The organism is Dactylosporangium sucinum, from assembly GCF_014647515.1.
GTDB classification, from domain to species: Bacteria; Actinomycetota; Actinomycetes; order Mycobacteriales; family Micromonosporaceae; genus Dactylosporangium; species Dactylosporangium sucinum.
In genome coordinates this window covers 1-13,900 of record NZ_BMPI01000128.1, presented here as the reverse complement: position 1 = coordinate 13,900, position 13,900 = coordinate 1, and the positions used below count along the sequence as shown (strand labels likewise).

12 protein-coding genes and 1 pseudogene are annotated in these 13,900 nt (G+C 72.7%); 8 read left to right on the top strand and 5 right to left on the bottom strand.

Annotated features, from left to right (window positions below; translation table 11 throughout):
- Positions 1 to 394: 394 nt before the first annotated feature.
- Positions 395 to 1,012: an LPXTG cell wall anchor domain-containing protein gene (locus IEZ31_RS54445; protein ID WP_190258056.1), complete on the bottom strand. Its 618-nt coding sequence runs from the start codon at positions 1,010 to 1,012 to the stop codon at positions 395 to 397.
- 206 nt (positions 1,013 to 1,218) lie between these two features.
- On the opposite strand from IEZ31_RS54445, the gene IEZ31_RS54440 reads away from it, so the two are divergent.
- From IEZ31_RS54440 to IEZ31_RS57975, 4 genes and pseudogenes are all read left to right on the top strand, one after another.
- Positions 1,219 to 2,058: a CE1 family esterase gene (locus tag IEZ31_RS54440; protein ID WP_190258055.1), complete on the top strand. Its 840-nt coding sequence runs from the start codon at positions 1,219 to 1,221 to the stop codon at positions 2,056 to 2,058.
- Between the two features lie 21 nt (positions 2,059 to 2,079).
- Complete coding sequence (locus IEZ31_RS54435; RefSeq protein ID WP_190258054.1) at positions 2,080 to 4,050, top strand: helicase-associated domain-containing protein; 1,971 nt, start codon at positions 2,080 to 2,082, stop codon at positions 4,048 to 4,050.
- A 39-nt stretch (positions 4,051 to 4,089) separates the two neighbouring features.
- The gene (locus IEZ31_RS54430) at positions 4,090 to 5,166 is read left to right on the top strand and encodes a winged helix DNA-binding domain-containing protein (RefSeq protein ID WP_190258053.1); all 1,077 of its coding nucleotides are present in this window, start codon (positions 4,090 to 4,092) and stop codon (positions 5,164 to 5,166) included.
- A gap of 367 nt (positions 5,167 to 5,533) precedes the next feature.
- A pseudogene (locus IEZ31_RS57975) lies at positions 5,534 to 5,677 on the top strand (hypothetical protein); the annotation flags it as partial.
- Here IEZ31_RS57975 and IEZ31_RS54425 read toward each other — a convergent pair.
- Positions 5,654 to 7,069, bottom strand: coding sequence for an MFS transporter (locus IEZ31_RS54425; protein ID WP_229837280.1), 1,416 nt, complete (start codon positions 7,067 to 7,069; stop codon positions 5,654 to 5,656). The pseudogene IEZ31_RS57975 and the gene IEZ31_RS54425 overlap by 24 nt on opposite strands.
- A 104-nt stretch (positions 7,070 to 7,173) precedes the next feature.
- Between IEZ31_RS54425 and IEZ31_RS54420 the strand changes: the two genes are divergently transcribed.
- Positions 7,174 to 8,541 carry an FAD-dependent monooxygenase gene (locus IEZ31_RS54420; protein ID WP_190258052.1) on the top strand — a complete coding sequence of 456 codons (1,368 nt, stop codon included), beginning with the start codon at positions 7,174 to 7,176 and terminating at the stop codon, positions 8,539 to 8,541.
- 162 nt (positions 8,542 to 8,703) lie between these two features.
- On the opposite strand, the gene IEZ31_RS54415 is transcribed toward IEZ31_RS54420, so the two are convergent.
- On the bottom strand, positions 8,704 to 10,215 hold the full coding sequence (locus IEZ31_RS54415) for a multicopper oxidase family protein (protein ID WP_190258051.1): 1,512 nt from the start codon (positions 10,213 to 10,215) through the stop codon (positions 8,704 to 8,706).
- Positions 10,216 to 10,342: 127 nt separating this feature from the next.
- Between IEZ31_RS54415 and IEZ31_RS54410 the strand changes: the two genes are divergently transcribed.
- The gene (locus IEZ31_RS54410; protein ID WP_229837282.1) at positions 10,343 to 11,026 is read left to right on the top strand and encodes a permease prefix domain 1-containing protein; all 684 of its coding nucleotides are present in this window, start codon (positions 10,343 to 10,345) and stop codon (positions 11,024 to 11,026) included.
- A 202-nt stretch (positions 11,027 to 11,228) separates the two neighbouring features.
- On the opposite strand, the gene IEZ31_RS54405 is transcribed toward IEZ31_RS54410, so the two are convergent.
- Together IEZ31_RS54405 and IEZ31_RS54400 are read right to left on the bottom strand one after the other, a co-directional pair.
- Complete coding sequence (locus IEZ31_RS54405) at positions 11,229 to 11,783, bottom strand: DUF4240 domain-containing protein (protein WP_190258049.1); 555 nt, start codon at positions 11,781 to 11,783, stop codon at positions 11,229 to 11,231.
- A 58-nt stretch (positions 11,784 to 11,841) separates the two neighbouring features.
- Positions 11,842 to 12,204 (bottom strand): nuclear transport factor 2 family protein, encoded by a 363-nt coding sequence (locus IEZ31_RS54400; RefSeq protein ID WP_190258048.1) that lies wholly within the window; start codon positions 12,202 to 12,204, stop codon positions 11,842 to 11,844.
- 86 nt (positions 12,205 to 12,290) lie between these two features.
- Here IEZ31_RS54400 and IEZ31_RS54395 point away from each other — a divergent pair, with 86 nt between their 5' ends.
- Positions 12,291 to 13,064 carry a helix-turn-helix domain-containing protein gene (locus IEZ31_RS54395; RefSeq protein WP_229837281.1) on the top strand — a complete coding sequence of 258 codons (774 nt, stop codon included), beginning with the start codon at positions 12,291 to 12,293 and terminating at the stop codon, positions 13,062 to 13,064.
- 118 nt (positions 13,065 to 13,182) lie between these two features.
- The gene (locus tag IEZ31_RS54390) at positions 13,183 to 13,599 is read left to right on the top strand and encodes a hypothetical protein (protein ID WP_190258046.1); all 417 of its coding nucleotides are present in this window, start codon (positions 13,183 to 13,185) and stop codon (positions 13,597 to 13,599) included.
- The last annotated feature ends 301 nt before the right edge of the window (positions 13,600 to 13,900 follow it).

Sequence of the window (13,900 nt, the reverse complement as noted above, 5' to 3'; positions counted from 1 at the left end):
CTGCGCCTGCGGCCTCTACCTCAACAACCCCACCGCCTGGCTCACACCCCCGACGAACTAACGCGGTGCTGCACTAGTCCGCCCCACCGCCTCGGCCCGGCCCGCCTGCCTCGCCCGCTCCACCGCCTCGGCCCGGCCCGCCCGCCTCGGCCCGCCCTGTCGCGTCCGCCTACTCCGCCGCCTCGCCCACCTCGCCCGCTCCGCCGGCCTCACGCGGCCAGCTGCGGCGATCTTGGAGTTGTGGCCCCAGATTTGTCCGATATTTCACGATAAAGTCGGGACCACAAGTCCAAGATCGCGGAGTAGGGGCGGGGCGGTGGGGCGTGGGAGCGTCGAGCCGTTGAGCAAGCAAGGGGGCAGGCGCCCGACGGCGCCTGCCCCCTCGGATGACGGGCTACTCGGCGGTGAAGCGGACCTGGCGACGGCGGCGGATGGCGAACACCAGCGCGGCGCCGCCCGCGACGAGTGCGGCGCCCGTGCCGACCAGCGGCAGCGTGTTCGAGGTACCGGTCACCGGTAGGCCCGGCACCGACGCCGACGGGGTGGCGGCGGGCGGGGTGGTGGCCTCCGGCGGCTTCGACGGCGACTTGGAAGGCGACGGCGACGGGCACGGCCCGGTCAGCGACACCTTGTCGCTGGTCACGTGCTGGTGGTAGTTGTCCGACCACTTCGCGTCGAACTCCACCGTCGCGAACTTGTCGTCCTTGTTCGCGTTCGAGGTGAACTGGACGGTGGTCTTCTTGCCGTTCTGCGTGGCGTCGATGCTCGACGGGAACTTCGCGGACGCGTCGGCGGGACTCAGCTTGAAGTTACTGAGCGTAACCTCTTTGTTGTAGTCGTTGGTCAGCGTCCAGGTGATCGCGACCGAACCGTCGGCGTCAACACACTCCGCTTTGCCAGCAACACCCGCCGTATGGGCGCTGGCCGGAGCAGCGAACAACGTCGATAGGCCAACGGCCGCGGCGGCGGCGAGAATGCCGACCGCAGCCCTCCTGAACAGCAGCTTTCCCACATCGACTCCAACCCGATGGAACTTGGCGACGACACAACATAGAGGCAGCGAGGGGGTCTGCGACAGTTGTTGCAGGGCATAGATTTCGCGGGCGGTCCGACTTTGTACCGATTCATCCGTGAAAATAGTGAAGATTACCTACGCCGCCCGCTGAACGGACCTGCGAAGATGCGCGATCATCGACGTCTTGACTAGGCTCTATCACCATGAAACGGGGACTGACAGTACTTGTGGCGTTACTCCTTGCGGCCTGCTCGACGACGAAGCCCGTCGATCAACCGGACCCCGGTCCGCGGCCCGGCGACCACCGCATCAAGGTCACTGTCGGTAACACCGAGCGCGAATATCTCCTCCACGTCCCGGAGGGCTGGAAGCCCGCGCACGCCGCGCCGGCGGTCGTCGCGCTGCACTACCGCCCGGGCAGCGCGCAGGCGATGCAGAAGCTCACCGGGTTCGACGCGCGGGCCGACCGCGACACCGTCCTGGTCGCCTACCCGGAGGGCGTCGGCGGGCAGTTCAACGCGTTCGGCTGCTGCGGGGCACAGGACGACGTCGCGTTCGTGAAGGCGGTCGCGGCCCAGCTCGTCGCCGACTGGAACGCCGATGCGCGCCGGCTGTTCCTTGCCGGCGTCTCCAACGGCGGCGACCTGGCCTTCCGCGCCGCGGTCGAGGCGTCCGGCACGTTCGCCGCGATCGGCGTGGTGAGCGGCGGCTTCTACGGCACGCGCACCGAGGCGGCCGACTACAAGCCGGCGAGCCGGGTCGACGTCATCACGCTCATCGGCGCGACCGACCCGCAGGCCGACACGTTCCGCCGGGGCATCGCCACCTGGCGCGAGCGGCTGGGCTGCACGCCGGCGCCGAACTCCCAGCCCGACCGGACCCTCACCCGGTGCCCGGACGGCTCCCGCGCCGACTCATACGTCGTCAAGGAGGGCGGCCACGCCTGGTTCGGCGCGACGACCGGCGAGCTCGCCGACACCAAGACGACGACGAACGCCTCCGACGTCGTGTGGACGTTCTTCAAGGAGCGCACGCCGCAGTAGGGTCGCCCCAATGGAGACGGCGTGAAGACTCTGCTGGAGCACCTCGAGGGACTGCCCGCGACCCGGCTGGCCCGGCTCGCGGCGCTGCACGAGCTGGCGCCGGCGACGCCGGCCGAGCTCGCCGGGCGGCTCGTGTCGGTCGACTCGATCGTGCGGGCCCTCACCGTGCAGCCGCTGCCCGGCCTGCAGGTCGCCGAGGTGCTCGCGCTGCGCGCGGCCGGCACCCGGCGGCGGGACCTGGCGGCGGCCCTCGGCGTCCTGCCGGACGACGCCGGGCTCGACGCCGCCCTGACGGCGCTGGAGGAGTGGGGTCTCGTCTGGCCGGATGACGGCGACTGGCTGCGCTGTGTCCCGCTGTACGAGGTGATCGCGGGCGGTTTCGGCTTCGCGCCGTCGGTGGTGGTCGGCCTTGGAGCGGTGCCGACCGGGCAGCTGCAGCGGGTCGCGTACGAGCTGGGCGCCCCGGTCGGGCGCACCCAGCGCGAGCTGGTGACGGCGATCGCCGCCGCGCTCGCCGACGCCGCCGTCGTCCGCGCGCAGTTCGGGGAGGCGCCGGAGGAGGCCCGCGAGCTGCTGCGCGACCTGTCGGGCACCGACCCGTACTGGTACGACCCGCGGCACATGGCCGCGCTGCGCAACGGCCGGCGCACCCCGCTGCGCTGGGCGATCGACCACGGCCTGGTCGCCTGGAACCCGATCGCCGGCGGCGCCGCGATGCTGCCGAGCGAGGTCGGCGTGGTGCTGCGCGAGGACTTCGTCGCGCCGTTCGACCCGGCACCGCCGCTGCTGGCGCCGGTCGAGGTGAGCACCGCGATGGTCGAGCGCGACGGCGCCGCGGCCGCGCGGGCGGCCCTCGCCGCGATCACGGCCGTGCTGGAGGAGTGCGGCCGCGCGCCGGTGCCGATGCTCAAGAACGGCGGCGTGGGCGTGCGCGAGCTGCGCCGGCTGGCCAAGACGGTCGGCGGCACCGACCTCGAGCTGCGGCTGTGGCTGACGCTGGCCGGGTTGAGCGGGCTCCTCGGCCTGGCCGGGGACCGGGTCGCCCCCAGCCCGGACTTCGACGCCTGGATGAAGCTCGAACCGGCCCAGCAGTACCGCCGAATCCTCGACTGCTGGTTCGGCATGCATGCCGCACCCCTGCTCGCCACCGACACGCCGGCGCTCGTGCGCAGCCAGCGCGAGGAGGGGGCGGCCCTCGCCCGGCACGCGGTCGTCGGGCTGCTCGGCAGCCTGCCCGACGGGCTGGGCGTGGCGAGCGCCGACGTCATCGGCGCGTTCCTCGTGTTCGCCCGCCCGCTGATCGTCGCCGAGCCCGACCAGGCGCTCGCCACGGCGGTGGCCCTCTGGCACGAGGCCGAGCTGCTCGGGGTCGGCGCCCACCTGGCACCGACGGAGATCTGCCGGGCCCTGCTCGACGACCGGGGCGGCGAGCACCTGACCGAGGTGCTGGCCCGGTACCTCCCGGCCGCCGAGCAGACCGTGGTCCTGCAGGGCGACCTGACCGCGGTCGCGACCGGCACACCGTCGGCCGCGCTCGCCGCGTTCCTCGACCTGGCCGCCGACCGCGAGTCCCGCGGCGGGGCGTCGACCTGGCGCTTCTCCGCCGCCTCGGTGCGCCGGGCGTTCGACGCTGGTCGATCGGCCGAGGAGCTGCTGGCGGCGCTGGAGGAGGCGGCGACGGGCGGACGGGTGCCGCAGCCGCTGCGGTACCTCGTGAGCGACGTGGCCCGCCGTCACGGTGGCGTGCGCGTGCGCGCCGTCGGCTGCGTCGTCCACAGCGAGGACGCGACCCTGCTGGACGAGATCCTGCGGGTCAAGAGCCTCGCCCGGCTGGAGCTGCGGGCGCTCGCGCCGACGGTACTGACGAGTGTGCTGCCACCCGAGGAGACCCTCGCCGCCCTGCGCACGGCCGGCTACGCGCCCGCTCGGGAACATCCGGACGGCTCGATCGCGGTGGAGCTGGTGACGCGCTTCCGGGCCACCGAGAGTTGAGGACAGCACCTGTCCGGATCCGGCCGTAGCGTCGGTGCCGTGAAGCTCACCACGCGCCGGCTCAACCGGACCTACCTGCGGCGACAGCTCCTGCTGGAGCCCGACCGCCGCCCGATCGAGGACGTCGTCGCGCATCTCGTGGCCGTGCAGGCGCAGGAGGTCGACGCGCCGTACGTCGGGCTGTGGACCCGCACCGGCCTGGGCCACGAGCAGCTCACCGCCGCGCTGGAGGACCGCCGCCTGGTGCGCGGCGGCCTGCTGCGCAGCACCCAGCACATCACGACCGGCGCCGACTACCTGTGGCTGCGCGCGCTGCTCCGGGAGCGGATCGGCGCCACCGGGCTGTCGATCTTCCGCCGCGAGTTGGAGGGCTTGGACCTCGCCGAGGTCGCACGGGCCGGCCGCGAGATCCTCGACGGGCAGCCGATGACCCGGCCGAAGCTGGCCAAGCAGCTCGCCGAGCGGTTCCCGGGCCGGCAGGGGATCACCCTGGCCTGGGTCGTCCAGCACCAGCTGGCGCTCCTGCACCCGCCGCCGTCGGGCGTGTGGCGCCGGCGGGGGCACGTGTCGGTGGCGCTGGCCGAGGATTGGCTGGGCGCACCGCTGGCCGAGGCGCCCACGGTGGAGATGCTGCTCCGGCGGTACCTCCGGTCGTGCGGCCCGGCCACGCACGCCGACCTGCAGAATTGGTCCGGACTCCGCCGGCTGCGAGCCTCGGTCGAGGCGTTGCGTCCGCATTTGCGGGTGTACCGCGCGGAAGACGGCCGCGAGCTACTCGACCTGCCGGACGAGCCGCTGGCCGACCCGGACGAACCGGCGCCGGTACGCTTCCTGCCCGAGTTCGACAACCTCGTCCTGAGCCACGCCGACCGCACCCGGATCGTGAGCGACGAGGACCGGGCGCGGGTCTGCCCGGGCTACTCGATGGTCCACCCGACGTTCCTCGTCGACGGCTTCGTCGCGGGCCTGTGGGCGGTCGAGCAGGGCACGGTCCGCGTCCGCCCGTTCCGCCGCCTGGGCGACGAGGCCGCGTCGGCGGTGCTGGCGGCGGCAGCCGACCTGCTGGAGTTCCTGCAACTGGGCCCGGGCGCGGGCGTGGAGCTGTCGCAGCCGTAGGTCTCCTGCTTTTGACGTTGGTCGATCTACCCTCGGTTCGATCTTGAATTGCGAGGGTAGATCGACCAACGTCTCAGCCTGACCCGCGAACCGGATGCCTGACACCAGCAGCGCGCGACACAGAAGGCGCGCGGCCGCGGGAGCGGGACCGCGGCAAGCGCGCACGGGTCGAGCGGACCAGGCGGGGTGGTAGGCAGGGGCTAGCATCGCGGCCGTGGTGATCTCGGATCGGACAGTGCGGCTCAGCGGGCTCGGCGTCGTCGTCGCAGCGCTCGGCCTCGCGTTCGGGATCCGGGCGCTCAACGGGCAGTACATCGAGACCAGCAGCCCGCTCTCGCAGTACTCCGGCACCGCCCTCTACGCGACCATGGCGTACGGCGGGCTGCTCGCCCTCTGGCCGCGGCTCACGCCGCTCGCCACCGCCGGCCTCGCGCTCGGCTGGTGCTGGGGCGTCGAGCTGCTCCAGATTACCGACCTTCCCCGCACCCTATCCGCGCACAGCCTGCTCGCTCGGCTCGCGCTCGGGGTGGCGTTCGATCCCGTCGACCTGCTCTGGTACCCCGTCGGGGTCGTGCCCCTCGCCCTCGTGCACCGGTGGCTGCGGGGTCGTTGAGCCGGCCACCCAGATGCCCAGCAGGGCCGGGACCAGCGCCACCGAGAACGCCGCCAGGTAGCCCGCCGGGGTGTCGACCAGCAGCGCGAACAGTGAGCCGCCCACCGCGAGGACCGTCGTCGTGAGCAGCGCGTCGCCGACCTGGAGGGCCGAGCTGTTCGCGCCCTGCGTGCCCGGCGCGGAGAGCGAAAGGACCAGCGCCGACATCGTCGGGTAGGCCAGGCCCATGCCGAAGCCGCCGATCGCCCAGCCCACCAGCACCACCGGCACGGGGACCGACGGCACCACCAGCGAGAGGGCCGACACCACGCCCACGGCGATCGCGACCAGACCCAGGCGCAGGCGGGCGGCGGACGTCAGGCGCTGCGCCTGGCGGGCCTGCAGCCAGGAGCCGGCCGACCAGCAGATGGCGCCGGTGGTCAGGGTGAGGCCGGCCAGTGTCGGGCTCAGGCCGCGCTCGCGGGTGAGGAGCAGGGGGATGAACACGTCGGTCTGGACGAAGGCGGCGCCCGCCAGGCCGCGCAGCAGGACCACGCTCGGCAGGCCGCGGCCCGCCCGGAACGTGCCCCGCGGGAGGAGCCTCGGCGCGCAGAACACCACGCCGGCCAGGCCCAGGCCGAGGTACAGCAGGGTCAGGAAGTCGACCCGCTGACCGCCCAGGTACAGCAGGCAGAGACTCGCCGCGGCGCCGATCGCCCACGGTACGCGGCGGTTGACGGCCGTCGCCGCCGGCTGGCCCGTGATCAGGCGGATCTGCGGCCAGATCATCAGCGTCGCCGGTACCGACGCGAATGCCACCAGCAGGAAGACCCAACGCCAGCCCAGATGCTCCACGATGACGCCGGCCACCGTCGGGCCCACGACCGCGGGCAGGACCCAGGCCGCGGCGAAGGCGGAGAAGATGCGTGGGTGCTGGTCGTTCGGGTACGCGCGACCGACGACCACGTATGCCGCCACGGTGAACAGGCCGCCGCCGAAGCCCTGGACGAGCCGGCCGGCGACCAGCGCCCACATGTCCGGGGCGAGGCCGGCGACCAGCAGGCCGAGGCAGAACAGCGCCACGCCGACCAGCGTCGGGCGGGCCGGGCCCGCCCGGTCGCTCCAGCCGCCGGCGAGCACCATCGCGACGACGCTCGTGGCGAGCGGGCCGCCGAAGGTGAAGCCGTACAGCGCGAGGCCGTCGAGGGCCCGGGCGACGGTCGGCATCGCCGCCGTCACGGCGACCGCCTCGAAGGCGGCGAACGTGACCAGCGAGACCATGCCGATGGTGAGGGCGCGTCGGTTCTGCACGGCAACCAGGGTGCAACTTGAACCCCTCTTCAGGTCAACTTGCAGCACCAACAGCAGTTGGCCTACAGTCGTTGGCAAACAGATGTTGGCATAGAGGAGAAGCCATGAGGAGCGTCATCGTCGGCGCCGGGCCGACCGGGCTGCTGCTCGCCGGGGACCTCGCCGCGGCCGGGGTCGACGTCACCGTGCTGGAGCGGCGCGGCGCCGAGTCCAACCTGACCCGCGCGTTCGGCGTGCACGCCCGCACGCTGGAGCAGCTCGACGCCCGGGGGCTGGCGGAGGAGCTGATCGCGACGGGCACCGCGATCCGCCGGCTGCGCCTGTTCGAGCGCGTGCGGGTCGATCTGGGCGTGCTGCCGTCGCGCTTCGCGTTCCTGCTGATCACCCCGCAGTACCACGTGGAGAGGATCCTCGAGGAGCGCGCCGTGGGGGCGGGCGCCCGGCTGCTGCGCGGCGTCGAGGTGACCGGCGTGCGGCAGGACGACAACGGGGTCGAGGTGGTGACCGGCGACGGGACGTTCGCGGCCGACTACGTCGTGGGGGCCGACGGCGTGCGCAGCGTGGTCCGCTCGGCGCTCGGCGTGCCGTTCCCGGGCTGGGCGGTGCTCCGCTCGATCATGCTGGCCGACGTGCGGCTGACCGACGCGCCCGAGGACACGCTGGCCGTCAACGCCGGCGCCGAGGGGTTCGCGTTCGTCGCGCCGTTCGGCGACGGGTGGCACCGGATCTTCGCCTGGGACCGGCGCGCCGACCGGCCCGACGACGCCCCGCTCACCCTCGACGAGGTCCGGGAGGTGACCCGGCTGGCGCTCGGCACCGACTTCGGGATGCACGACGCGCGCTGGATGTCCCGTTTCCACAGCGATGAGCGTCAGGTTCCGCGGTACCGCGTGGGGCGCGCGTTCCTCGCGGGCGACGCCGCGCACGTGCACTCCCCCGCCGGCGGCCAGGGCATGAACACCGGCCTGCAGGACGCGGCGAACCTCGGCTGGAAGCTGGCCGCGACCGCCGCCGGCTGGGCCCCGGCGGGCCTGCTCGACTCGTACCACGACGAGCGCCACCCCGTCGGCGCCCTCGTCCTGCGCAGCAGCGGCGGCCTGATCCGGCTGGCGATGCTCCAGTCCCGGGCCGCGCGGGCCGGCCGCGACCTGCTCGGCGGGGCGCTGCTGCACGTGCCGACCGTCATGCGCCGGGCGGCCGGCACGGTGTCGGGCATCGGCATCGGCTACCCGCACGCCCCTCGGCAGGCAGACGTGACCGTGCCGACCGGGCAGCGGCTGTACGAGCTGCTGCGGTCCGGCCGGCACGTGCTGCTCGGCCCGCCGGCGGTGCCGGCCGGCTATGCCGACCGGCTCGTCGCCGCCCCGCACGACCGCTGGGTGCTGGTGCGGCCGGACGGCCACACCGCCTGGACGGGCACCGAGCGAGACGCTCCCGTCGCGCTCCGCCGACACCTGGGCGAGCCACGGTGACATCCGACACCTCGCCCTTGACATGGGAGCGTTGATCGATGTGTCATGCCGATCACAGAGCGGTTCTCGTTGGGTTGCCGCCGCCATAGGGACGACGCACGGGGACGACGGAACGCTTGCGAGACGTGCCGGGCCCCGCGCCGCCACGGGGGGCCCGGCACCTCAGCCGTGCTGCAGGCGTGGCTTGTCGCCCTTCTTCTCGACGACCACGAACTGGCCCATCATCCCCTCGTCCTCGTGGCGCAGGACGTGGCAGTGGAACATGTAGGCCGTCGTCGGGTCGGCGTAGTCGGCGAACCGCGCGATGACCGAGAACTTGCGGTGCGGCTCCAGGAAGAGCGTGTCCTTCCAGCCGCCCAGCGGCTCCGGCGGCGCCGCGCCGTCGATCGAGAGCACCTGGAACTGCACGTCGTGGATGTGGAAGCTGTGCGGCGTGTCGTGGCCGTTCTCGACGTTCCACACCTCGGTCGTGTTCTTCACGACCACCGCGTCGACCCGGTCCATGTCCATCCCGTCGCCGTTGATGTCGCGGCCGGAGAACGTGAAGTCGCGCTTCGCCGCCGCCTGCTTCGGGTCGAGCCGCGGCGTGTCGACGAGGGCCGCCGGCAGCTCGGGGCTCTTGCGCAGCGTCGGGGCGGCGCGCAGCTGGAGCACGTCGAACGAGTCCTCGCCGCCCTGGAACTTGCGGTTGCCGAAGTCGAAGTCGGGCAGCGGCCGCTCGCTGCGCAGCGCCAGGTGCTCCCCCGGCTTGAGCTCGACCACGATCTCGGCCCGCTCCCCCACGGAGAGCCGCAGATGATCCGTCATGTACGGCCGGGCGAGCAGACCGCCGTCGGAGCCCACCATGGCGAACTGGCGGCCGCCCTCGAGCGTGAAGTTGTAGACGCGCGCGGTCGAGCCGTTGAGCAGGCGCAGCCGGACGCGTTCGGTCTGCACGTCGAGATACGGGCCCGGGGTGCCGTTGACGAGCAGCTCGTCGCCGAGCACGCCGATGTCGCTGCCGAACCGGTCGCTCATGCTGAGCTGGCTGCCGTCGAACACCTTGTCCTGCACGATCACCGGCACGTCGTCGACGCCGTACTCGTGGGGCAGCTGCGCGCTGTCCGTCGCCGGGTCGTCGACGATGAACATGCCGGCCAGGCCGCGGTAGACCTGCGCCTCGGTCCGCTCGCTGGGGTGGGGGTGGTACCAGAGCGTCGCGGCCGGCTGGTCGAGCTTCCACGCCGCCTGGAACATGCCGCCGCCGGCCGCGATCGGGCGGTGCGGGCCGCCGTCGGCCTGGGCCGGCAGGTGCATGCCGTGCCAGTGGACCGTGGTCGGCTCGCCGAGGCCGTTGTGGATGTTCACCACGAGCTGCTCGCCGCGCTTGGCGCGCAGGGTCGGCCCGAGGTAAGACCCGTTGTAGCCCCAGGTGCGGGTCGCGCCGTGGCCGAGGTCGCTCTCGCCGGCCTGGGCCTTGAGCTCGAAGACGCGCCGCCCCTGCCCGTCCACGGCGGACTCGGCCAGCGGCGGGATCTTCAGCGCACGGTCGAAGTTCACCTTCCCGATCGTGTTGACGGCGCTGCGGTTGAGGACCCAGGTGATCGCGGCGACCCCTCCCCCGCACAGGACCAGCAGCAGGCCGAGCCCGCCGAGAAGCCACTTGCGCACGGTCGTCGTCCCTTCGTCGTTCATAGGTAGTGCGTCTACATGTAGCCGCCCTTGTCCTCGACGCGCCAGACGTGCGCGGACAACCCGGGGAAAGGTCAGGGTCAACCCTCAGTCGCCGTCGCACGCGCGTCGGCATACTGAGGTGGTGGTGATGGTTGCTGGCCCGATCGACGCGTATGTCGCCGCGCTCCGCCGCACGCTGCGCGGCCCGCGCGCGGCCAAGGCCGACCTGGTGACCGAGGCGCGCGACAGCCTCGTGGACGCGGCCGCGCGATACGAGGAGGACGGCCTCGACCGGGCCGCGGCCGAGCGCCAGGCCGTGGACGAGTTCGGCGCGGTGCACGAGCTGGCCCCCGACTACCAGCGGGAGCTGGCGCTGGCCCAGGCCCGCCGCACGGCCCTGATCGTGGCCGGTGCGGTCGCCGCCCAGAACATCATCTCGGAGCTGGCCTGGCGCGGCGCGTCGACCGGCTGGTCGTGGGAGCCGGACCGCTTCTACGCGGTGCTGGCCAACACGGTGGACTACGCGAGCTACGCGGTCTTCGCCGGCGCCCTGCTGGCCGCGCTGGCCTGCGGCATCGGCACCCGCTTCGTCACGGTGGGCCGCCAGTTCGCCCGCGTGACGGGCATCGCCGCGCTGGCGACGGTGGCATTCTTCGCGGTGGGCGGCACGCTGCTGTCGGCCCTGAGCCCGACGTGGGACGCGGCGGGGGCGGCGACGGGCTCACCGCTGCAGCTGGTGTCGAACAGTCTGGCGCTGACGCTGCCCGGCTGCATGATCTTCTCCGGGCTGCGCAGCATCCGCGCCGCTACCACAGCTCCGGCCAGCACCTGACACCCACCTGCGGGCCCTGCACTCACCACCCGTGCGCGGTTTTCCACAGACGTTGGTCGATCTACCCTCACCGACCAGGCCCGCAAACGGCCACCGCAAGCAGGCGCAGCGTGGTCAGCGCGACCACGATGGCTTCCAAGATCGATGGAGACTTCCGGTCGCTATGACAGCCAGCCGGCTCCATCGATCACGGCAGCACCCGTCAGGAGAGGAACAGCGCGGCGATCTTCGGCAGGTGCTTGCGGACCGCCTCGTCGTCCTCGTCGTCCCAGTCGTCCGTGGTCAGCGGGGCCACCTGGCCGGTGCGGGCGCGCAGGAGCATCGGGTAGTCGTCCTCCTCGCCGTACAGCTCCTCGGCCAGGTCCTCGACCTCGCGCGGCGCCAGCTCGTGGGCCGGGAGCTCGCCCGCGGCCACCGCGCGGACCACCGGGTCCTCCGCCAGCGCGTCGGGGTCGGCCACGGCGCGCTCGTAGACGTCGCGGCCACGCGCGATCAAGCCGTCGACGAACGCGTCGGCGAAGCGGGCCACGATCCGGCCCGTCGCCCACATCGCCGGGGAGTTGGCGCGGGCCTGCAGCTCCGTGCGGCGGGCGTCGAAGTCGAGCAGCTCGCTCTTGTCCAGGGTGGCCAGGCGCATCCGCAGCGCGGCGGTGAAGCGCTCCGCGAAGCCCGGCGTGACACGGTCGCCGGCGGCGGAGCGGGCCCCGTCGATGATCGACCAGAAAGTTTCGCTGTCCACGGCAACGAAGTCTGTCATCCCCGCGCACCAAACGGCCACCGCGTGGGCGGGGCGACCCCACCCACGCGGCGACACCCTAGGCGGGCACCAGGTCCAGGAAGCCCAGCACCCGGTCGATCCGGCCGTCCGGCGCCAGCGTCACCACGTCGAAGCCGGCCACCTCGGCCGCGCCGCCCGGCCGGGCGCCCTCCCAGCCGAAACGGGCCTGGTCGTGGTGCCCGTCGACGGTGCCGGCGAGGCTCAGCACGTAGCCCGGCAGCTGCGCCTGGACGGCGCCGATCAGGCTGTCGATCGCGGCGCGGCCGGCGACCGCCGCCGTCGGGTCGACGAAGGTCACGTCCGCGGTGAACAGTGCATCGATCGCCGCCCGGCGGGTGGTGGGGTTCGTGTCGTTCCAGATCTGGAGGTACCGCCCGGCGAGGTTCTCGTAGTCCGTCATGCCCAAGAGGCTGCCCGGTACCACCGCACGCCGTCGATTACGCGAGAGGTAATGGTCGCGCTGTCGGAGGCCCTCCTACGATCGGAATCATGGAAAATCGGCCGGTGGGGGTACTGCTGCGTGAATGGCGGGAAAGGCGCCGGCTGAGCCAGCTGGAGCTGTCGATCCAGGCCGACATCTCGACCCGGCACCTGAGCTTCGTGGAGACCGGGCGCTCGCGGCCGACGAGCGCCATGATCCTGCGCCTCACCGAGCAGCTCGACGTGCCGCTGCGCGAGCGCAACGCGCTGCTGCTGGCCGGCGGCTACGCACCGGCGTACCCGGAGGGCCGGCTCGACGGCCCTCAGCTCAAGGAGGTCCGCGCGTCGCTGCGCCAGGTGCTGGCGGGGCACGAGCCGTATCCGGCCGTGGTCGTCGACCGGCGGTGGGACATGCTCGACGCGAACGCGCCGATCGCCCGGCTCATCGAGGGAGTGGCCGCGCACCTGCTGGAGCCGCCGGTGAACGTCCTGCGGCTGTCGCTGCACCCCGACGGGCTGGCGCCGCGGATCGTCAACCTGGCCGAGTGGCGGGCGCACCTGCTGAGCCGGCTGGAGCGGCAGGTCGCCGCGACCGGCGCCGCGGACCTGCGCGAGCTGCTGGAGGAGCTGCGCGGCTACCCGGGCGGCGGCGAGGCGCCGCCGAAGCGCGCGCAGGACGTCGTGGTGCCGTTCCGCATCCGGGTCGGCAACGCCGAGCTGCGCTTCTTCAGCATCACGGCGGTGTTCGGCTCGCCGCTCGACGTGACCGTCTCCGAGCTCGCGATCGAGTCGTTCTTCCCCGCCGACGAGGCGACGTCGGCGGCGCTGCGGCGCCTCTGAGGCGTCTCCGCGGCCCCTCTGCGTGGTGGCACGTTTCCGGGATTCGATGGGCTGTGGCGGACCGTAACGTTCTATCCATCGCAAGGCCACACCAACCACTTCCCAGAAGGAGCGCACCATGAGCGAGATCGAGACCTACGACGACCCGCAGGGCGTCGACTACGGCCACTACGAGGCCGGTGCCGAGAGCGGCGAGCTGGAGCACCTGCAGCAGGCCTCCGGCAGCGAGTCGGACTACGACAGCAACTTCAACGTGTACGAGCAGGACACCGAGTCGGCCGAGTCGACCGACTTCCAGCAGGGCCGCCACGTCGAGTTCGAGGACCCGTCGGGTGCTCGCTACGAGGAGACCGAGTACACGAACTACAGCCACGACGAGTACGACTCGAACCACATCTTCGCGGCCGAGGGCTCGGAGTCCTCGCACCAGGCCGAGTGGAGCCAGCTGGACGCGCTGCGCGAGCGCTTCGCCTCCGAGTTCGTCGAGGGCACCCAGTACCACGCCGACGGCGGGTCCGAGCTGACCGCCAAGTAATGCTGTTCCTAGCTCCACGGGCTTCGCCCGCGGTTCTGTGGGGGGTTCCCACCCCACACCCCCCATACGCCGCTGCGCGACGCACTTCTTGTTCCACGGGCTTCGCCCGCGGGTCGTGCGGGCTTTCCAGCTCCACGGGCTTCGCCCGCGGGTCGTGCGGGCTTTCCAGCTCCACGGGCTTCGCACGCGGGTCTGTGGGGGGTTCCCACTGCACACCCCCCACGCGCCGCTGCGCGACGCACTTCTTGTTCCACGGGCTTCGCCCGCGGGTCGTGCGGGCTTTCCAGCTCCACGGGCTTCG

Coding starts and splice junctions, on each gene's coding strand:
- IEZ31_RS54440 (WP_190258055.1), top strand. CDS start 1,219: ATGAAACGGGGACTGACAGTACTTGTGGCGTTACTCCTTGCGGCCTGC.
- IEZ31_RS54420 (WP_190258052.1), top strand. CDS start 7,174: ATGAGGAGCGTCATCGTCGGCGCCGGGCCGACCGGGCTGCTGCTCGCC.
- IEZ31_RS54415 (WP_190258051.1), bottom strand. CDS start 10,215: ATGAACGACGAAGGGACGACGACCGTGCGCAAGTGGCTTCTCGGCGGG.
- IEZ31_RS54410 (WP_229837282.1), top strand. CDS start 10,343: ATGGTTGCTGGCCCGATCGACGCGTATGTCGCCGCGCTCCGCCGCACG.
- IEZ31_RS54405 (WP_190258049.1), bottom strand. CDS start 11,783: ATGACAGACTTCGTTGCCGTGGACAGCGAAACTTTCTGGTCGATCATC.
- IEZ31_RS54400 (WP_190258048.1), bottom strand. CDS start 12,204: ATGACGGACTACGAGAACCTCGCCGGGCGGTACCTCCAGATCTGGAAC.
- IEZ31_RS54390 (WP_190258046.1), top strand. CDS start 13,183: ATGAGCGAGATCGAGACCTACGACGACCCGCAGGGCGTCGACTACGGC.